The 19,429-nt window shown below is 50.7% G+C and carries 19 protein-coding genes; 8 read left to right on the top strand and 11 right to left on the bottom strand.

The features are described 5' to 3' along the window. Window positions 1-933: 933 nt before the first annotated feature. Window positions 934-1,230, bottom strand: a complete 297-nt coding sequence (locus LJF34_RS28665) for a HalOD1 output domain-containing protein (RefSeq protein ID WP_231190384.1) — start codon at window positions 1,228-1,230, stop codon at window positions 934-936. 450 nt (window positions 1,231-1,680) lie between these two features. Here LJF34_RS28665 and LJF34_RS28660 point away from each other — a divergent pair, with 450 nt between their 5' ends. Beyond that, window positions 1,681-2,868 (top strand): CBS domain-containing protein, encoded by a 1,188-nt coding sequence (locus LJF34_RS28660; protein WP_231190381.1) that lies wholly within the window; start codon window positions 1,681-1,683, stop codon window positions 2,866-2,868. Between the two features lie 104 nt (window positions 2,869-2,972). On the opposite strand, the gene LJF34_RS28655 is transcribed toward LJF34_RS28660, so the two are convergent. The 3 genes from LJF34_RS28655 to LJF34_RS28645 all read right to left on the bottom strand — a co-directional run bounded on the left by LJF34_RS28655 (window position 2,973) and on the right by LJF34_RS28645 (window position 7,558). Beyond that, the gene (locus LJF34_RS28655; protein ID WP_231190365.1) at window positions 2,973-3,584 is read right to left on the bottom strand and encodes a hypothetical protein; all 612 of its coding nucleotides are present in this window, start codon (window positions 3,582-3,584) and stop codon (window positions 2,973-2,975) included. A gap of 756 nt (window positions 3,585-4,340) precedes the next feature. Further along, the gene (locus LJF34_RS28650; RefSeq protein ID WP_231190362.1) at window positions 4,341-4,769 is read right to left on the bottom strand and encodes a hypothetical protein; all 429 of its coding nucleotides are present in this window, start codon (window positions 4,767-4,769) and stop codon (window positions 4,341-4,343) included. 980 nt (window positions 4,770-5,749) lie between these two features. Then, complete coding sequence (locus LJF34_RS28645) at window positions 5,750-7,558, bottom strand: SLC13 family permease (protein WP_231190387.1); 1,809 nt, start codon at window positions 7,556-7,558, stop codon at window positions 5,750-5,752. Between the two features lie 841 nt (window positions 7,559-8,399). Between LJF34_RS28645 and LJF34_RS28640 the strand changes: the two genes are divergently transcribed. After that, window positions 8,400-9,161 (top strand): hypothetical protein, encoded by a 762-nt coding sequence (locus LJF34_RS28640; RefSeq protein WP_231190359.1) that lies wholly within the window; start codon window positions 8,400-8,402, stop codon window positions 9,159-9,161. A gap of 138 nt (window positions 9,162-9,299) precedes the next feature. Here LJF34_RS28640 and LJF34_RS28635 read toward each other — a convergent pair whose 3' ends face one another. Beyond that, window positions 9,300-9,623, bottom strand: coding sequence for a rhodanese-like domain-containing protein (locus tag LJF34_RS28635; protein WP_231190356.1), 324 nt, complete (start codon window positions 9,621-9,623; stop codon window positions 9,300-9,302). 1,236 nt (window positions 9,624-10,859) lie between these two features. On the opposite strand from LJF34_RS28635, the gene LJF34_RS28630 reads away from it, so the two are divergent. The 3 genes from LJF34_RS28630 (at window position 10,860) to LJF34_RS28620 (ending at window position 12,820) form a co-directional block, all read left to right on the top strand. After that, the gene (locus LJF34_RS28630; protein ID WP_231190353.1) at window positions 10,860-11,501 is read left to right on the top strand and encodes a hypothetical protein; all 642 of its coding nucleotides are present in this window, start codon (window positions 10,860-10,862) and stop codon (window positions 11,499-11,501) included. Between the two features lie 109 nt (window positions 11,502-11,610). Next, a complete protein-coding gene (locus tag LJF34_RS28625; RefSeq protein ID WP_231190350.1) occupies window positions 11,611-12,225 on the top strand; it encodes a choice-of-anchor W domain-containing protein in 615 nt (204 codons plus the stop codon). Between the two features lie 67 nt (window positions 12,226-12,292). Further along, window positions 12,293-12,820 (top strand): signal peptidase I, encoded by a 528-nt coding sequence (locus LJF34_RS28620; RefSeq protein ID WP_231190347.1) that lies wholly within the window; start codon window positions 12,293-12,295, stop codon window positions 12,818-12,820. Window positions 12,821-13,155: 335 nt separating this feature from the next. On the opposite strand, the gene LJF34_RS28615 is transcribed toward LJF34_RS28620, so the two are convergent. The 4 genes from LJF34_RS28615 to LJF34_RS28600 all read right to left on the bottom strand — a co-directional run bounded on the left by LJF34_RS28615 (window position 13,156) and on the right by LJF34_RS28600 (window position 15,635). Further along, on the bottom strand, window positions 13,156-13,854 hold the full coding sequence (locus LJF34_RS28615; RefSeq protein WP_231190344.1) for a DUF4037 domain-containing protein: 699 nt from the start codon (window positions 13,852-13,854) through the stop codon (window positions 13,156-13,158). Window positions 13,855-14,050: 196 nt separating this feature from the next. Continuing rightward, window positions 14,051-14,431 carry a hypothetical protein gene (locus tag LJF34_RS28610; RefSeq protein WP_231190341.1) on the bottom strand — a complete coding sequence of 127 codons (381 nt, stop codon included), beginning with the start codon at window positions 14,429-14,431 and terminating at the stop codon, window positions 14,051-14,053. Window positions 14,432-14,465: 34 nt separating this feature from the next. After that, window positions 14,466-15,179 carry a class I SAM-dependent methyltransferase gene (locus tag LJF34_RS28605; RefSeq protein WP_231190338.1) on the bottom strand — a complete coding sequence of 238 codons (714 nt, stop codon included), beginning with the start codon at window positions 15,177-15,179 and terminating at the stop codon, window positions 14,466-14,468. Between the two features lie 123 nt (window positions 15,180-15,302). Continuing rightward, window positions 15,303-15,635, bottom strand: coding sequence for a hypothetical protein (locus LJF34_RS28600; RefSeq protein ID WP_231190335.1), 333 nt, complete (start codon window positions 15,633-15,635; stop codon window positions 15,303-15,305). A gap of 236 nt (window positions 15,636-15,871) precedes the next feature. On the opposite strand from LJF34_RS28600, the gene LJF34_RS28595 reads away from it, so the two are divergent. Together LJF34_RS28595 and LJF34_RS28590 are read left to right on the top strand one after the other, a co-directional pair. After that, window positions 15,872-16,441, top strand: coding sequence for a cupin domain-containing protein (locus LJF34_RS28595; RefSeq protein ID WP_231190332.1), 570 nt, complete (start codon window positions 15,872-15,874; stop codon window positions 16,439-16,441). A 91-nt stretch (window positions 16,442-16,532) separates the two neighbouring features. Further along, entirely contained in the window at window positions 16,533-17,099 is a 567-nt protein-coding gene (locus LJF34_RS28590; protein WP_231190329.1) for a GNAT family protein, read from the top strand. A gap of 53 nt (window positions 17,100-17,152) precedes the next feature. Here the strand turns inward: LJF34_RS28590 and LJF34_RS28585 are convergent, their stop codons facing one another. Then, entirely contained in the window at window positions 17,153-17,707 is a 555-nt protein-coding gene (locus tag LJF34_RS28585) for a GNAT family protein (RefSeq protein WP_231190326.1), read from the bottom strand. Window positions 17,708-17,875: 168 nt separating this feature from the next. Here LJF34_RS28585 and LJF34_RS28580 point away from each other — a divergent pair, with 168 nt between their 5' ends. Then, window positions 17,876-18,385 carry a GNAT family N-acetyltransferase gene (locus tag LJF34_RS28580; protein ID WP_231190323.1) on the top strand — a complete coding sequence of 170 codons (510 nt, stop codon included), beginning with the start codon at window positions 17,876-17,878 and terminating at the stop codon, window positions 18,383-18,385. 709 nt (window positions 18,386-19,094) lie between these two features. On the opposite strand, the gene LJF34_RS28575 is transcribed toward LJF34_RS28580, so the two are convergent. Then, window positions 19,095-19,429, bottom strand: a 335-nt coding sequence (locus tag LJF34_RS28575; RefSeq protein WP_231190320.1) for a hypothetical protein, incomplete at its 5' end; no start/stop codon positions are given.

The raw sequence follows: 19,429 nt of genomic DNA, 5'->3' as shown, positions 1-19,429 counted from the left end.
TTCGTCCAATAGTTAGTAGCCTGACTAGAAGCGGCATCTGTGGTTCAGTTTGAGACGCTTGTAGAGGGTGGATTGTCCCAAATCGTGCATTCTAGGGTTGCTATTACCTGTGTAGTCTCATCTTCAGGGACGATATTTTATGTAGCGACATAGAATTTATAGATGTATGAATTGTTACGGTCGTACGATAGAGGGGTTATACCCTTGATCTACACTGGAAGTGGTGGTGTGTATTTTACTTCCGGTTAAATCCATAAGCGGAAGTGAAAAACGGCAAGTCGCCGCCCTCGGGGAAGCGCAAAGTCTTGCTCGCCACGATGAGAAGGCTTCAGAAGCCGATATTGTCTGCTCGAAGTGTAGGGACAGGCATGCGTGAAATGGCTCATCGGGACGAATTGAAATGGGTCTCCCCACCATCATTGTTATTGTAGTCTTGGTCGGCCTCTGAACTCGGCTAGGTCGGTTCGTCATGCAAGGCTTTCTGTAAAATTTAGACTGCCGAAATAGATTCCAGACCCGCCGTGCATGAGAACCTTTTTCCACGCACACCTTGTAGGAACCGAAATGGTTCCTGTAGGGAGCGCAGTCTCCACAGGCGTCGACGAGAGAAAAGCTGTCGTTCGCACACCAGAAATCGGATGGTCCTGGGGACGTTGTATCCCCTCCTACTCGCTCATGCTGCTCGTTCCTTGAAGACGGGGCTTGGGCTTAGCGCCTGAGATCTCCTAATTCGCTTGGTGAGTTAGTCTCGGTCATATTCAACAGTCTGTAGTAACTCGACTTCGAGATCTCTCTTAGAGAGCGTAACCTGGCGTCTCAAAAGGATAGCCCATGAGTTTTGTGTCAGAATTGTTCTGTTTTCGTCATCCATAAGTAAACCGACCGTGGAATATCACTCTTTGAGTGGTAGTAGATAGGATGTCTGTACTTGTTTCACGATTCGATTGGGGTTAAATCGACAGTACCAGAACTATCGACCACGATCCGGTAGCCAGCGTATGAGAAGGTCACTTCGCCACTAGAGCGCATGTCCCCATGATACGTTGGTGCATAGAGACGATCCAATGCATCCGGGTCGATGACTTCATAAAGGGGGGTGAGCTCCTTAACTGAACAGCCAGCAGCATCCGAAACACCGTTAATAATCTGAATACTGGGCAGTGGCCGAGAAGAGTCACGGTTTGTTGTTTGGGTGTGGGATTCACCATTTTCCGTTTCGTTGTTATTCATAACAAGTAGAGACTGGCTAGCGATGCTTATAAGCAAGGTGTGATAAATTGGGTGACAGACGATTTCCCCAGTCCGACTCCTGTCTCAAAAGATCACAAACGGAAGGTACTAATTACAGCATTGTAATCACGAGGTTCTTCGAACTCCCATTTCGGCGACGTCAACAAAAAGCATCACACCGCATTCTCGGTGAGAGGTGGCAGTAGTAACCTAGTAAATACGGTGGAGTGCGTCCCTTTCTGCAAAATGGGGGAACTCTTGCAATCCCCCTCCATTATAGTAATGCAATCGACCAACCTCAATAGCGATAAGCGTGGATGATGCGGTCAAGGTAATATCGAGGAAGTAATCTGAGACCCTAAAGCCCCTCTCAAAATCGATTCTCTCGTGTTGTCAAAAGATGAGACAGATATAACCGTCCACATACCCTCTTAGTATAGAGAATACACAATGAATATCTCTGAGATAGTTTCATCACAGTTCACCGAGTTCGACATCGGGGCACCCCTTTCGAAGGTCGCCGGTGCGTTCGAAAATCAGGAACTCGACGCCGTCGTCGTTACGGACGGTGACGAGTATCGCGGCGTCGTCAGCCGCCGACAACTGGCCTCGTCGTCCAATCAACCCTCGGCGAAGGTTGGTTCACGGGTGCAACACGTCCCAACCGTCGACCGAACCGAGGATGTTCGTGAGGTCGCACGACTCATGATCGGGAGTAACGCCAAGACGCTCCCAGTACTGGACAAAGATCGCATCTTCGGTGTGGTGACTGCAGATGCCGTCTTGGAGGCCGTGAGCCCGTTTCTCGACGCGGTGACTGTTGACGATGCGTACACAACAAAGCTCATCAGTGTCTCCCCAACGACCACGATGGGAAAAGCCCTCAACACGCTCCGGGAAGCACGTATCGCACACCTCCCGGTCATTGACAATGACGAACTCGTCGGGATATTGAGTCTGTACGATGTCATCGAATTCACGACACGCGGCGGGAACAAGAGCCAGGGTGGCTCGTCAGACGAGTTCAGTGGCCGCGGCGGCTTCGGTGAACGTGACGGTTCGTCCGACCGGATGCTCGATCTGCCGGTGCGGAACTTGATGTCCGATGCAACTGCGACGGTTCAGCGAGACACGCCGCTTGATACGGTGGTCGAAACGATGTTCGATAGGGAGATTTCCTCACTTGTCGTCACGGCTAACCAGACGGACGAGCCGGTCGGAATCATCACGAAGACGGACGTCATCGAGGCGCTCACCTGGGAACAAGAAGAACGGCGTCCCGTGCAGGTGTTCGGTCTCGAGTTGCTCGATGAAATGGACTACGATGACGTTTCCGCGTTAATCGACAGCGTGACCTCGAAGTATGGTGAAATGAACGTGATCAAGGCCAGTATCGAACTCCAGGAGCACAAAGAAAAGAGCCGAGGGGTGCCGCTGGTGTTGGCACGGATTCGGCTCGTCACCGACCGTGGTTACTTCACAGCCGATGGGGAGGGCTACGGCGCCACCCACGCACTCCGTCTCGCGGCGAATACGATTGAACGCCAACTCCTCAAAGGCAAGACCTACGGCCAATCGAAGAAGCATCCGGATACGGAGGAGCAAGAGCAACTCTACGGCTGGTGGCTCGGTGGCTAAAACCCTTTGAGCTATTTAACTGATGATTTGAATCTAATCAATAGAAATATGAATAGAATATATATTCGGTACCCAATAGACGAAGGAACGAAATGTGGGTTGACTTAATGATACCGCTGTTCGACCTCGATGGTCTTCTTCACAGCGTTGTCGAAGCGGTTTCGTAATTCGTCGCTAAAGTTCTGAATAGTTGTATCTTGTTGTACCACTTCTAATGAGTCCCAGTCACCTGACTCAGTTGCAGCGTACAATTGCGTGAACTTCTCTCCGTTGTTCCCGTACGCAATTGCGATCACATACGGTTTCACCTCTTCAATATCCTCAACAGAATGTCTCCCGGACCACTCCTCGATTTTCGTCACGCTCACACGGTCGAATGTCGTTAATTCTGCACTGAATTCACGAGCGCCGAGTCGTTGTATTAATTGTTCTCGATCCCATTCCCGCGTTTCACCAGTCTCGGTATCTGTTCCCGTGACGGTCCCTGACGTGATTGATTCAATTCGCCAGTTCGTGAGTAGTGGTCCACCCATCTCAGCAGTCGTTTTCGTGCTGACGTCACCTTCTTGAATACGGTCGCCTTCCTGTATACGAATGTAGCGAGGGTTCGACGCTGGAAGGTCAATGAAAATCTCTCCTGGATCCGTGTTGACTAACGCGTCGACTCCATCGATCGTTCGAACTTCTACCGTTCGCTTGGAATTTTCGTTGCTCATTGTTATCAGTTATTGTGAAGTGGGCTCTGAGAGTGGTACCGTAGTACATACGCTACCGTTGTGAGCTCGATCGATAGACGATCTCTATCAGGGTTGCACCATTGTACCTACTGACGTCGCTATCGATTTCGGCCATGAGTTCCCCCGCTCAACATACTCCAGCTAGACGTTTCAGCCTGTCGTCCAGTACGAAGAAATCGAGGCTAACGGACGAACGGTTGCTACTAAGCTAATACGTGGGGCCGTCGTAGCCAACGAACGATGCGGTCACATCGTCATGAAACGCAATCGTTCATCGACTTCATGTAAACTTACATCTAGGATCATCCCAAAAGCTGTCAAGTGTGTGGGAACGAAGCCCAGTCCCGGTCGGAGTGGCGAATCGAAAAGCGCGATGACGATGGCCTCCATTTCGTCCATACTTGCCCAGAGTGTAGCGCGGAGGACAACGTGTTTCTCAACCTCATGCCGGAACACGAACGCACTAAGTGTTAGCGAACACAACTGGGGTCCGAGTAATACGCATCGAAGATAAAGTGTACTCGCCTTTCGAGGCGTCAACCCTATGTGAACGTGATAATCGGGGTTCTGTTAATCGTCGCTACCTCTTTTCCTCCTCCATCCCGATATTGGCTGGAGCAAGTATTTCTCGCCATCTGGGAATTAATCAAGTGGAAAAGGCAGAATTGAACACAGCGTTCGCTGATTTCCGGTGTTGGGCCTCCCTTCCTCAGAGAGCAAGTAGGGTGGGATAATTCACCTCTGCGTCTGGCGAATGAACTCATCAAGTCGTTCTCCTATGAGTGTCGCAACGCGCTCGCTATATTGCCAGAGTGCTGCATTGAGTCGCTCTTCGGTCTCGTCATCGATACCATCGTCTCCACGAAGAACGGAGTCTTTGGTGATTTGAGGGTGATATACACAAACAATCCCGACAGAATTCTCCGAACTTGTGGTCCTAGCGGTATGGATTCCGTATTGATCGGTACCCCACACGCCATCGCCACCCTGTCGTTCCATCGCAGAGTCGAGGGCATCGAGACGTTGCAACTCCTCGGGGTCGAGAAGTGAGGTATCACCTTCGAACAATTCACTGAATGCTTCTATTCGGGCACTGTTTGTCCATTGTTCCAACTGGGAACGCGCTCGCAGTACGAGCTCTCTCTCGTCTGGGAATTCTGCCATACTTCCTAGAAGAATGGCCCGGTCAATCAACGTTCGTACGACGCCTCGGTCAGTGGGCGTGGTGACAGCGGCCCTGAACTGAGCGAGAAAATCTTCGCTCGTGTTCACTATCGTTGGTGTCTGTACTCGAGTATTCGGAAGAATGGACTCTTTCTAGAGACCTCAATGAGAGACGAATTTTCGCTTCTTAGTCGTCGTGCGGAACGCTACTGTTCATCAAATGGCCCCCACATTGGGAACATCTGCTAGTGTCTTCAGGATCTTCGATGCCGTCACCGCAGTCCCGACACACGTATAGGGTTGACTCGGATTTGGAAATGTTATCGATTAGCATACATCTCCTAGAAGGCACGTACGTTGATAACCTCTGTGCCACATCTCTTCTGGAATCATGCTGACGAATGTACATCGTTAATTCCTAGCTGCTCGGTGTTCAGGTACAATTTCAACGGAACGCGCAGCGCTCAGATCCGTGTGATGATACTATTCGTCATCGAATGGTGATCAACGGTGCAATTTTATTTATTGAATACTCCACTTTTCAGGCGACAGTCACATTCCAACCACCACATATACAAATATAAATAATTAAATAATAAATATAATATAATAATATTTATCCAGCGAGAAATACGAGGTGCCACCAAGAACTGCTTGCCTATTAGGTTATGCACAGAGCACCCCCAACACTACCTCATGCCAACGATTGTTTATTAGGAAGCAAACGACACTGCATCAGAAGAGGTTGATGATGAGCATCTAAACTACTGTGATGAATCTGTCAGTTATTCTCACGGTAACGACGAGTACACCTGCATTCCCCGAGACCGCGTGTCCATCGTGAACATGACGAATCCACATTCACAACTCGAGTGAGAACTGTACCTTCTCCGTGCTACTGTTTGTGAGATGGGTGTCTTCGTTAGAACTGTTCAATGACTCGCTTGTCGTGGGTTCTGTATCGAAACAGGTGTCGCGAGTCACACACGAACACCCCAGAAGAATGCAATTCCGAGGACAGTGACGACCGATAACAGTAACTGCAACGGCGCTCCGACACGGAGAAAGTCAGAGAACGTGTAACCACCAGGCCCGTAAACGAAAAGATTCGTCTGGTATCCGACTGGGGTCATGAATGCCGTCGAAGCCGCGAACGTTACCGCCAATACAAACGCAAACGCGTTCGCCCCAATTGACTGGGCAGCACTGGCAGCAACGGGAATCATCAACACGACACTTGCGTTGTTGCTAATGACGCTTGTTAAGAGGCCGGTCGCAAGATAGAATACCCACAGGACGCCGATCGCTGGCAGGAATGTTGCTGTCGAGGCAACTGTATCCCCGAGAAGCGCGGCAGCCCCCGTCTGCTGGAGGGCAGTTCCGAGCGGAATAACACTTGCCAAGAGAAAGATCACATTCCATTCGACAGACGAATAGAGTTCGGTCGGTTTGAGGACACCGCTAAAGACCATCGCCACCACCCCTGCTAGCGCTGAGACGACAATTGGGAGGATGTTCAGCGCTGGAAGCGCAACGACGCCAGCGATGATACCGACCGCGAACGGAATCTTCTCGTTCCGATAATCTACTTCGTCGAACTCGTGGGCGACGATGAAGTCTTCGTTCTCGACAAGTCGAGTGAGACTGTCATGTGGCGCCTGTACCAATAGCGTGTCGCCGACGCGAATGCGAATGTCCTCGAATCGGTCGCGGACTACATCACCACGGGTTCGAAAAGCGAGAACGTTCGCATCGTAACGCTCCCGGAACGTCGAACTCGCCAGTGTTTCGCTGACAAGGAACGATCCCGACGGGATGACGACTTCGACGAGGACAGGCTCCTCGTCATCTGGATGCAGGTCGTCTTCGGTTTGTGGGCCCCTCGACAGTGTAAGTCCTTCAGTTTCCATGATACGTTCGAGCTTTTCTCGGTTCGTTCTGAGTCGGAGTGTGTCGTTTTCACGAATCTCTTTGCGAGCGAGCGGTTCATCGAAGCGCTCACCGTCTCGAATTAGTTGTAAAACATCGATTTTGGACTCTTCATTCCCCAGTGCCTCTTCGACAGTCTGCCCAATTAACGACGAATTTATGGGAACGACAACATCTGCAAGATACTCCTGAAGAGCATACTCCTCTAGTAGGTCCTCGTCGGCTGGGATCCGTTCGGGTAGCAACTGGGCGCCGACCGTCATGAGATAGATAGCTCCGACCGCGAAGACGATGACCCCGAGTTTAGTGAACTCGAACATCCCGAACGCATGCAACCCGAGACTGGGCGACTTTGCACCAAGCTGAGCTGCGATATCACTGGCGAGAATGTTTGTCGATGTTCCGATGAGTGTTAACATTCCGCCGAACATCGAAGCGAACGATAGCGGAATGAGTAGCTTTGATGGCGACGTGTTGCCCTCGTGTGCGAGGTCGGAGATGACCGGCACTAGTATCGCGACGACTGGTGTATTGTTGATGAATCCCGAGATTGGCCCAGTGACGCCGATGGTCGCAGCGAGCTGCTTGCGCTGATCGGTGCCAGCAAATTTGGCCATTTTCTGACCAAGCATCTGGACGATTCCGGTTCGATTGATACCCGTACTTAGAATAAGCATTGCTAGCACGGTGATCGTAGCAGGGCTGGCAAACCCTGAAATACCTTCGCGTGCGGATATCTGTGTCCATGGCTCGAGTACCATCAGTAGGACCATCACCAGAATTGCAGTGACGTCGATTGGGAACCATTCGGTCGCAAACAGAACGAGGGCGAGGAGGATAAGTATGAAGACGACGATCATATCGCCAGTCACCGACGTTGAACCCACACTTTGGATCAACAGAGGGAACTCGGAGAGGGACATACAGAACCGAGACTAGGACAAGGGAAAAAAACTGGTATTGAGGTCGGTCGATCTGTGAATTTCCCGCTCGAATAGCATACCTGACTGATACCAGAAAACATCGTGCTGTCAGCGCTCGTTGGGAAAAGCGTAGTACTTGTATTCTTCTACCAACTTCCATCTGTTTATCACGTTCATTAGAATGAATTGGCGCTCGCACGCCGGCGAACCCTTATCCTGCTGGCAGCCCTTCATTGAAGCAGTAATGGGACTATTCAAGAAACTCGGTCGTCAGGTCGAACAATTCAAAACGAAAGCGGAGTCAACAGCCGAGAATCACGCAGGCTATCGGTGTAGTGAGTGCGGCAAACACTTCAGTGAATCACATGAGCAGTGTCCCGAGTGCAAGTCACAAGGAACAATATCGAGCAAACAGCAGTAGTTCTACTCCTCCCACAGTAGATGGCATGAAATATCATTGAGTTGTTTTATCTATGCCATTCCATTGCTTTGATACTCCATCTGTGATCATCGTTCTCGTCTTGGAAGAAGTCAGAGTTACGAGCCGTGTGATCGTCTCGCCCTATTTTCCTTTCCTCTTCGATATAGTGGATTACTCTGGAACGACTCTATTGAAGTTCTCTGTGTATGATGGGAATGGCGTGCTGAATAAAAAACGCATATTTCGCACGGTGTGCGGCTCTGATACGCCTAAAATCGGTCGTCTCGACGTTCGAGTCCGTTGGTGCAAGACTGTATCAAAGCATTATCTTCCCTGCCACACAAACATCTGTTAGCTATGAAGACAGCCGATTCGGGGCAGATCGGGATCCTCTGTGCTGATGATCAGCCGGTGTTCACTGCTGTTGCCAGCCGACTTCGGGACGTAGGACAGTCAGTTCGATTCTTCGATCCGCGATCCAAACTCACTCGGCCCCACATCGACGATCTCGCTCTGCTCGTCAACAAACAGGTGTTTCCACTCAATCTCCCCGCTCTCAGGTATGCACGGCAAACTGGGACGCTCTTGTGGAATAATCTCGTCGCGACGCTTGCGTTGAGCTCGCGGCTAATCGGGCTGCGAGCACTTGAGACGGTTGGGTTTCGTACTCCTCGAATAACCTTCGAAAAACCCGAGTTTGAGTACGTCGCAAAGCCCTGCTACATCTGGCACGGTGACCCCGAACTGAACGGGGAGGGAGAGTTCTATCAGGAGCGAATCCACACGGAGCCCATCGATTACAAGTACTACGCCATCAACGATGGAACGCGAGTCCAGACGGCGGCCAAGCGCGTTACATCAAAGCTCCACGGCCCCAAGCGATTCCTGAATCAGATACGTCCCAGACCGACGCTTACGCGACGTCTTCGCCGCCTCGTCACCCGACTCAATCTTCATGGCGTTGGGATCGACTTCGTCAAAGATGACGAATGCCGGTTCTGGGCTGTAGACGTCAATCTCGCTGCAGGATACCGGAACAGCGGGTTAGAAACGGCCCTCTATGAATCGATTCGTGTAAATCTACCTGACGGTGATCAGGGAACTACTTTTTCGGACTAGTACCGAGGAGAAAGTTTCTGCTGAATACACGCTCTCAATTCAGCATGAAGCTGCTTTTCTGCTCCATATAAGCGGAAGTGGACAGCCCCCGGGGGAGCCAATTCAATCTGTGCGCAACCTGTAGTGTGTATCTATCACCTATTCTTGGCCACGTGTCCAGGCGTCTAGTCCGCCCTCAAGGGCGCTCGCATCTTTCCCTTGGTCTTGGAGTTGACGGGCTGTCTCCGTTGAGGCGACACCTGCGTCACAAACCATGACTAGTTCCTCTTCATTTGGGAGGTCGTCCAACTCGGCAAGGGCTTCCTCGACATTCCCTGAGAGAAGTGCCTCTCGGATGGGACGATTCTGGCTCCCCTCGAGATGACCATCTTCGTAGGCTTCTTCTGAGCGAATATCAACAACACATACATCCTCGTTATTCTCCAACCGTTCCTGAAGCGTTTCAGGGTCAATCGTGGTCATCAACTGTGCCTTCTATGCAGTGGTTCATGAGTACCGTGGTTCAAACAATGAGCCTAACCTGCTCAACACAAACAGTGTGATATGAGCCGCTTCCAGAATACACGCCAACCGGATTGGGACTGGTGGAGAAAAACTGGGCCCAGTTAAAGCATAAGCCGGCGGCAGTTTCCCACAGTTTCTCTCTCCCATTTTCGTTCTACATCTCTACAATTTCTGGACGTGAGTGCCAGATCTGCTCAGGCACTTCTCTGCCCCCGGTGACTTTCATACGCTTCCTGAATGTGATTCCAACAATTGGCTGGGTTCATCTCGTTCTCACAGATGGTGCATGCTCTCTCATACTCCACAACTCAACAATCTCCCTCGAGAATCTACTCCCACCGCCAACTGATTGCGCTCTTGATTATCAATCAGAGGATCGTCGTGCCTGCAATGTCACTGCAAGATCAAATACCAGACTATCGCCGCTTGCCTCTGGAACGACTGTTGGATAGCACAACTCAAAGCAAAAGCACGTGGGCGGTGACTTGGTTTGCGTCAATGGTGTTGGGAGGTTCACGCCAACTGCAGGATGACTTGCAGCCGTGGTATACGGGAGGTACGAATCTGGCCCACCAAAGAAATACCCACTGATCTCTCCTCTCTGTGTGATCCAGGCGCGAATTGAGAGATGATCATCAAACTCCCCACTATCGGTTGCATCACGACTCGACTCTGCATGCGAATTTCTCCTTCCATCCGACGTGTTATGGGTATGAATGGCAAGACAGACGCGCGTTCCAGGCGTTTCACTACGATTCGATAGAATCTCACAATCACGATATTTATCCCCCGCTTCAAACGTAAGCGAGCCGGATTCAGGAACTCGAATGATGCCATCTTGGCCATCAATCCGTAAATCAAGTCCTTTCGAATGCCGTGTATCGAATCCTTGGGCACTTACTGGGTTTATGGCAGTCTCACTGCGGTGGAACCATGTTGCGGTGCCTCCAGTTATTGCAAGGCCAATTGTGGCACAACTCCCGAGCCAGGCGCGCCGTGAGTTTTCTGGCTGGTCCCCCATTGTTAGCGCCGACGTGTTGCTCGTAGTTTGTTACGAAGGTTCTACGCATTGTATATGACGTACATACTCGTCATTTTTCGCCCGATAATTATCAGAGTAACTAGTATATACTTATTACACTAACCGTTTATATCGTACAATGAAAGGAGTAACTAACAAATGAGGGACGAGAAATGAGCGATGAGACAGGCCTCTCACGCCGAAAACTACTCGGTAGTACAGCAATCATTGGTGCCGCACTCAGCGGCGGCGCAGCAACCTGGGCCCAACTGAGTGACACAGAAGTCAAACGCGTCTTTGCAAACGCCAGCGCTGGCATTGATCTGCAGGTGGAGGGACAGGAGGGAGTGATCCGCGTTCCGGATGACGGATCGCTCGAGCTTGCTGGTGGCCAGAATTACCAAGACATTGAAGAACTGACGAACGTCGGCAGTGTTCCTGGTCAACAAGTTGGTGTCAATCTCCAAATTACAGGCACTGGTGAAGGTGAATTCAATCCCTCTGCCGAAACTGATACCGATCCAGGTAATGGTGGTGAATTTGACGACCATCTCCAAATCCGAGCATGGGTCCAACAGAATGGCAGCGTTGATGGCTATTTCTTTGGAGATGGGACAACCTATGTTCCAATTCAGGAGGCGCAAGGGGCTGGTGAAACGTATATAACGCTTGATGATCCGCTTGAGTACACCGGGCCAACAACCAATTTAGGTTTTGAGTTGCTCTACCCGGACTTCTTCGAGGACGCGATTGGGGATACAATTACGTTTGAACTCGTGGTCTCGCTTTATCAGGATATTCAAACGTCCGGATAGGGGTCATCGCCTTCGATTTTTATTTTCAACTCCAATAGACTCATAGTAATCGACTACTGACGTGTGCATGAGCATGGAGTCACTGTCACGCCGTGAACTACTTGGAGGCATGAGCCTTCTTGGAGCAACAGTTCATGGGAGCGGAACTTTTGCGCAACTCAGCGATACTGAAGTCAAAGTCGTGACTGCCAAAGCCTATCCATTCGAAACACTCCATCTGACTGAAAATGAATATCAGCAACTTCCTTTCACTCCTGCGTTTGTTGGGCAAGGTCGAATTGGTGGCCAAGGCTCCGGCGTGACAGAACATCGAATCGGTCGGACGGTCAATGATCCGCATCAACGTGTCAACAAGGATTGGAAAAATGGTGAGACACGGCATTTTACGCTCACCTATACGCCGTCAGCGAATCAAGTAGTGTATAAAAATGAAAATGTTCCTGATCTCACCTACCAACCGACGACAGCTGGCCCCTATCGTGACTTGATTATCCGTGTCGTAGGAGCAGCAACTGGTCGAATTCGTGTTGAGAGCTTGAGCTTAAATGGGGTGCCAATCGCAGAGTCATTCGACGTGTCGAATGGTGTTGCGGTGTTACGAGTTACTGGAATTTCGACCCAGCAGGGCTTTTCGTTGGTCGGAAAAGCAACGATGCAGTGGACGGGCAACGTGCCGAATCAAAATAATCAGCTGTATCAGTTGTGGGTTGGGCGGGTGAGTTGAGGATGTCGGACATTTTCCTGTGATACCTACCCCGTGCTATTTTTACAATAAAGTACGAAGCAAGTATATGATCACGAAGAAACAAGCGCTCAAATACGGCGCAATTCTCGTTGTTGGGCTCGCACTCGTGCCGTTTGTTATCTATGCCGTTCCACAGGTTGCTGGTGCCGATCACAGCTATGTTGTCCTCTCTGAGAGTATGCAGCCTGCAATCCGCGCTGGCGATGCCATTCTCGTCGCGAGTGTTCCACCACAGACGATTGACAAAGGAGACATTATCACGTTTCGGGCGGGGGCAGTCCAAGGGGTACAAGGCGATGCTCCTGTCGTCACGCATCGAGTTGCAAAAGTGAAGCAAACCAAGACTGGAGTGAAGTTTAGAACGAAAGGAGATGGCAATGAGAAACCTGATCCAGAGCCGGTTGCGGCGAATGATGTTATTGGCCAGGTCAAATATACGATCCCCTATCTTGGGTTTGCAGTTGCGTTTGCCAGCACAACGAAGGGATTTCTGCTCTTAGTTGCACTCCCAGTCGCGCTGCTCGTGGTGAATGAGGTGTGGATGCTCACCAAAGCCTGGCGCAATACCCGATAGTATCTGTTTGATATGCTGTAGAATCGGGAGTGGTTGACTTCCGATACCCTTGAATCGATCTGCATACAGTTCGTGATGTGTATTGAGTGTGCTACCTATCGTTGACAGCAGTGATTGGGTGTCGGATGCTCTGAACGATTGTACAAAAAGCAATCTGTTTTGTGAGAGTTCGATCCGGTTTCAGATGATCGATTAGTTCTATAACCGAAGTAGAACGTGCGACGGCAGTGAGGTCAATTCCTCGAATTTGTCTTATCTGGGTGGTTGACTTCCTGTGGGCAGTATAAGCAGAAGTGGGATTTACCATCAGACTATTACACCAGGCCGGGCTGGACTTATCCGAGCCGTTCGTATTGTGGTTGGTACAGGTAAGGGTTCTCGACACGGTCGTCAGTAAGGTGCTCTCGGAGTTCCGGCTCTAGTGTGCTTGCTATAGCGTCGAGTGCTTCGCCATCGCCTGCGAGGGCAGCGTCAATCTCCGGCAACTCCATCGGAAGGTCACGAAAAAGCCACTTGCGGTACGGTGGGAACTGTTCATCGAGCACGTACGTAAGCGCAGCGAACTGTTCAACGGCATTCACCGAGGCACACCGCTTGACATGAGGGTCACCTCGTTGCTCAGCTTTCCGAGCGTCAAAGGCATTACCTGTGCCATAGAACCACCCGGAATACAGTTTTTTACGGCGGATTTCCGGTGGATACCCGTCATAGGTCGCAAACAAGTCTGCAAGTCCGAGTTGGTCGTAGAGGAGGTTCGTATGTGCGTAGGTGTACAGCGCAGCATCGTTATCCCAGCTGTCGAGCTTCGCTTCTAACTCATCGAACGTGATTGGCGTCCATTCCACGTGGATACCCTCAATCGACCGTTCACCCGCGTCAGCCTGGCCAACAACTTGGAGGTCAATATCTGAGTATTCATCAGCGTATCCGATTGCGGTAGACCCGACGAGCAGAACTCCTTTGACGGCATCTCGAGCGGCCAAATCTCCCGTCACAGATACAGCGATTTCTCGGAATTTGTCTGCACAAGTCATACGCGCACCTCATTAGTACAATCCACTACCAATAGACATTCTGCTTCCCTCGTCCCACTCAAATCACGGACTAGCCAGAACTAGTAACGTCACAACTCTACGCTAGTCGCTGTCCTCGGAGAAGCGCAAAATCTATTCCCGTCACGTACTGGGTGACCGTCGAAATCGAACAGCGTTCATCTATGGTCTACTCAAGCTACTCTACTACTTGCTGACACCGATCAATCCACAGCTTTTGATACGCATCTGGATTGAGGATACGCCCGCTTAGATCACTAATCGTTCGAAGCTCGGCATCTGCACACCAGGTAAAGCATTCCTGGTACATCTGCTTGTCTTCTTGCTCGAGAATGCTCTGTTCTTGTGTGACTCGTACTTGTTTGATTCCACCGAGATAAGCGACGAAAGCTCGCGCATGCCCATCAAGGAGATACAGCTTTCCGTCATATTCTGCGATCGGAAGTGGATCGTATAAGGGATTGGCAAAATCAAACCACTCAAGGACTGCAGCGAGCTTCTGACTACTGAGATAAAGCTGACTCGGTCGCACTGTTTCAATCGGGAGTGTTCGAACCATTGTATCAATGTGAGTGTGTATCCGTTTGCAGTAGTCAGAGTTTTTCGAGTGCTGCAGTGTATGTGCTTTCAGATCCGTGTCTTACCTCTACCACTTCCCATCCAGTCCCGACCGCTGCTTCTTGGAGTCGGTCAGGACTGAATAGACGGAACAGGAGCGTTTCTCTATCGTTTTTGTACTCCGTATGGTAGACGCGGTACGCAAGACCTGGTGTCGGGTCATCCCGGTATCCAATAATTTCTGTGGTGGCGTCTTGCTCTGGATCGTAGCCGTGTATCAACGCGGTTCCGTCAGATGTCGTCACAAATGCGAGATCGCCTAAGAACTTTCGAAGCCCGTGCATCGATTTGCTGAGGCCGACTTGCGTTCCGAAGGCGAACGCTGACTGAAAGCGGTCACGAGCAAAGTTCTCACGTAGCTTGAACATATCGACGTGACGTACATCGCGAACCCCACGGTCACGCATCGTTTTCACGAGATAGTCACTGATCTCGATCGCAACTGTCTCGAATTGCTCTTGAAAGTAGAGAGTATCTCGGCCCGCTCCTGCTCCGATGTCAAGCAGTGGACCGTCGAGCCAGGATGCTTCCCACGCACCAGCGTCGCTTTCGGGATCGAACTCGCCGAAATAGAATTGCTCGATTGGCTGCTCACGGGTTTCGGTGCCGTCTTGGTCGATGAGCGGTTCGTCCTGTTTTCCGTAGTAGTGGTCGCGGATCGCGTGACCAAGGGGATCGTCTCGTGTCACAGTCTGTGACACACTATCAAATATAATAAAACTGGTTTGTTAGCAGGTACCAAATAACGAGGGAAGGAATTTACAGAGCTACAGTTTAGGGAGGAATTCGAACGCCCGAAAAATTCACACTATTTACAACTCGGTGCTATCGATTGCGTCGAGGAGAGTGCCATCGGAGAGGTCAATTGTGTTTGCAACCGCTGCCATTAGTTTCCATGCTCGCTGTCGTCGGTCGAGATTCGATTGTTTGTTTTCTGTGCTACTGGCCCAGTGTCCAAGTGCTTCGATGATTATGAGCCAGTCTTGCGTTTCGAAGTCACTCGGGTGCAAATTGTGATTGGGGTGAAGATAGAAGTCACGACGGGCAGTCTCATCGACTGCAAACAGTATTTCGAGCGCATTTTGAACATACTGTTGCTCGATCTCTTCCTGCGTAAAATTGCCCGTATCGGAATGCTCGGCCATGAGGCTGAGTCTGAATAATAGGAGGATACACTAAATTATTAGCTGTATCCCTATTTCCTTCATCCGTGGAACGAGCCAAGATACGCATTCTATACAGAGAAACTGGAAACTGTACCTAATTAATGACTGTTTCATTGCCGGTATTCTACTGACTACACGCTCTTTACTCAGCTCGATTGAACAAGGATCCCGAGTTTGTGGTGCAGATTTTTCACTCGGCGTAAGTATTGATGCATATGAAGAAGGTCCCTGTCGACAGCCGAGAACCCACTATTCTTGGAGAGAACCTCCAGCGACGTGGATTGTCTGAACCATTGGAGACAACCAACCTTGCACTCAATCACTACTGTATTGGTTCCGGTGAGGGTTTCCCCGGCGGGATTCATACGCATATGGATCAAGAAGAGGTGTTCATCGTCATCGAGGGCGAAGCACTCTTCGAAACACTAGACGGCAAGGTCACTGTCAGTGAAGGTGAAGCGATCAGATTTGCTCCTGGCGAGTTTCAGTCTGGCAAAAATGAATCACATACCGACCTCGTAGTGTTAGCAATCGGTGCTCCTCGGGATAGCGAAGATGTGCGAATCCCTGTTGAGTGTCCCGAATGTCACCATGGCAACGTGCAATTGGACTTCAACGAAGGAGGGCTCCGATTCGTCTGTCCACGTTGTGGTGTCGAGCAGACTCCACAAAACTGTCCAGAGTGTGGCGACGATGACTTGCGCATAACTCTCGGCAAACACACTCAAACAGTAGTTGTCTGTCAAGGCTGTAGGACGGAATTCGAGACTCCTCCACTACAATAGTAAATGGAAGTAGACTACCCCGATGCAACTTATATAGACTAATTTATATACATAGAAATATTTTTATAGCGAGTTCTATTACCCAGATCAAATGCCTGGCGCTGTCTTCCTTGCCGGTGAGCTTGTCTCACTCCGAACAGTTGAACGCGAAGATCTTTCTTTTCTACACCGGAATCGGAACGATCCCACTATCCGTCGGTGGATGCCTCGAGTCATGCCACAGAACAAGGAGAGACTCGTTGAAGACTTTGAAGGCTACATGTCTGAGGATGAGGGTGTAAATCTACTCGCATGCAGTGAAGAGAATACTGATGAGGATTCTTCCCCTGAGCCTGTCGGGTTTGTCTCGCTATTTGACGTCAATGAGACCTCTGGCCGTGCCAAACTCGCCGCATGGATTACGCCAGCACAGCAAGGCCAGGGCTATGCAACCGAGGCAATGGATCTGCTAGTCGAGTACGCGTTTGTCGAACGCCGCCTCCATAAGCTTATTGCGGGTGCCTTAGCGACGAACAATGCGTCATGTGAAGTGCTGGAGAAGCTCGGGTTTATTGAAGAGGGACGCCAGCGCGAGTACTACTATGTGAACGGTGAATATGTCAACCGCGCTGTGTACGGTCTTCTTAAGGATCAGTGGCAGAGTCAGATAACTGAGTAGCGTCCTTCTCCCCCTCTACTGTCTTCTATCATCCATTTCGTTCGCTCAAACGTTCATTCTTGTTCGCGCCACTCTCGGCGGAGGAGGCCGTATTGAATCATGTCGCGATGCTCGCCGTCGACGAACATGAACTTCCGGAGGCGTCCCTCCTCTGTGAATCCCACTGATTCGAGCAGACCGCGAGAAGCGTCGTTGAACTCGAACGCTTGCGCACCCACGACAGGAGTATCATACTCCCGGAACACGTAGTCGAGCACAAGCAAGACAGACTCCTTCCCATACCCGTCACCATGGAACTCTGGCACAAGCCAGCACCCCAGCTCTGGCCGTTTCCAGTCGGCGTCCATCACATTTACTACCCCAAGCCGGGTCACGTCATCCTCAGTGGTCTGGGCTGGGCCAGCAGAGTCTCCGTCAAGACAGACAAGAAATCGGTCGCTGTCCCCGTTTTCGTAGGAGTCTTCGATCTCGTCTTGATTTCTAATTGGTGTTCCGAGCGGGTAGCGAATTTCTGGGTTTGCGCTTGCCCGTTGAAGGAATGGGATATCCTCTTCTTCAACGGTTCGGAGTGTGACTCGCTCGTCACTCACAACGCGTGCACCTGGCATAGATCTGTGTTCCTGTATCCGACAATAGGCCTTGGGAAAATACGCAATCCAGGCAAAGATACCCTTCACCGACCAATCTACGCACTGTGTTGCTCCACCGATGTGCGGATTGAACAGATTGTCTGCCAGACCAGGCGTCATATTATGCCAGTCCAAGTATAGTTGCGCATGAGATTGCGGGAGGCGGTGCCGTCAGACAGTGAATCCGTCCGTGGTGTGCACTTTGAGTCCATCACAGAACTCGGCTTAGACGGTTATACGCAGGACCAAGTCAACGCGTGGGCCCAAGGCTGCAAATCGGCTAGCTATGCAACGGCTATCGAGTCCGACGACTTTTATTACATTGTCGCTGAAGACGACCGCGGCGTTGTCGGGTTCGGCTCTCTGAAATTCGACGCATCCGGAACATACGAGGTGCCTATAGACGCTGAAGTCACAGCAGTCTATGTTCATCCAACAGTCGCCCGCGAAGGGGTGGGGTCGACCATCTACGCTGAGCTAGAACGGCAGGCACGAGAGCATGGTGTACAGATGCTCGGATTGACAGCATCGCTCAATTCGGTTCCATTCTACGAGTCACAGGGATACGAGATGGTGCGGGAACACGCCCACGAATTTTCGAGCCATGAGTCTACTAACGTTGAAGGTCAGGTTGTGGAAATGGTTCGACGATTGTAGTAGGTGCTATGTCTGGCTCTGCACCATTCAATTGTGAATCGCTCCCTCTAATCGTTATTATTGTGAATCAATCGCACCTCTGAAAGTGAATAGCCTAGGTGAGTTCAACCTAATGTGTCGCGGTCCGAATCTCACTCTCAAAAACGGTGCTAATGACGTCTATCGACGCCCGTTTGGCGTATCTTAGAGGTAATGCATTTGCTTGCGTCGATGTAAACGTCCAACCTGGCTCGCGTCGCTGCACGTCTGTGTCAAGGCGTTACTCGCCAGGACTTAGAATGAACCATCGAGACGCCGTAGTAGACAAACCCGAGTCCAAGAAGAGCGACAAGAATGCCGTCGCCCATGAATGGGATTGACGCGATGAGTGCGACACCCCAGACAACCATGAAGAGACCCCAACCTTGGATTCGTGTTAGTCTCATAGCTAATTTCAGCTTGCTGTATACTTTACTGTTTCCCTACCATTAGCCCCCTCTCTGATTCGACTATAGGGCTGGCAAAATAGGCATGATCCGTTATACCACGTCGATGAAGGTGAACCACTAGAGATAATATTTGAATTACATTATTGGTCATCGTGCAAGTGAATAGTTTGGATGAACACCAGGCTATCCCGCCAAATGGGTTGGTTATCTTCCACCGCTATCAAAGTAGCCATTACCGACCTCGAACTGACCGCTCATCTATTTGCTCGAGCTCAACTAGCTCATCCACGCGAAAGAATTGGTCCGGGCTCGTATGAGGAGAGATCGAAGTAGTGGCCGCCACGAACCCAGTCGATCCCTATAAACATGAGTGACGCGCCGCCGCCGATAGCCGCCACCGCCAGAAACGGTTGGACGCTACTCTCATACGGCGATGTACTGTTCCAAATTGGGAATACAACGCCCAGAACAAACATCAGACCGAGCAGGAGATCAGCTGCCCCAATGAATTGGTTCCAGGTGATGCTCCCGACCTGTTTTCCGGTACCGCCGATCGCGAACAGAACGCCTGCACCGCCAGTAATCACAAATGTTGCTATCGCACTCGATTCGGACG

This window comes from Haladaptatus sp. DYF46 (assembly GCF_021083305.1).
Classification (GTDB): domain Archaea; phylum Halobacteriota; class Halobacteria; order Halobacteriales; family Haladaptataceae; genus Haladaptatus.
The sequence above is the reverse complement of the archived record's forward strand: the minus strand, read 5'-3'. Positions and strand labels throughout refer to the sequence as shown.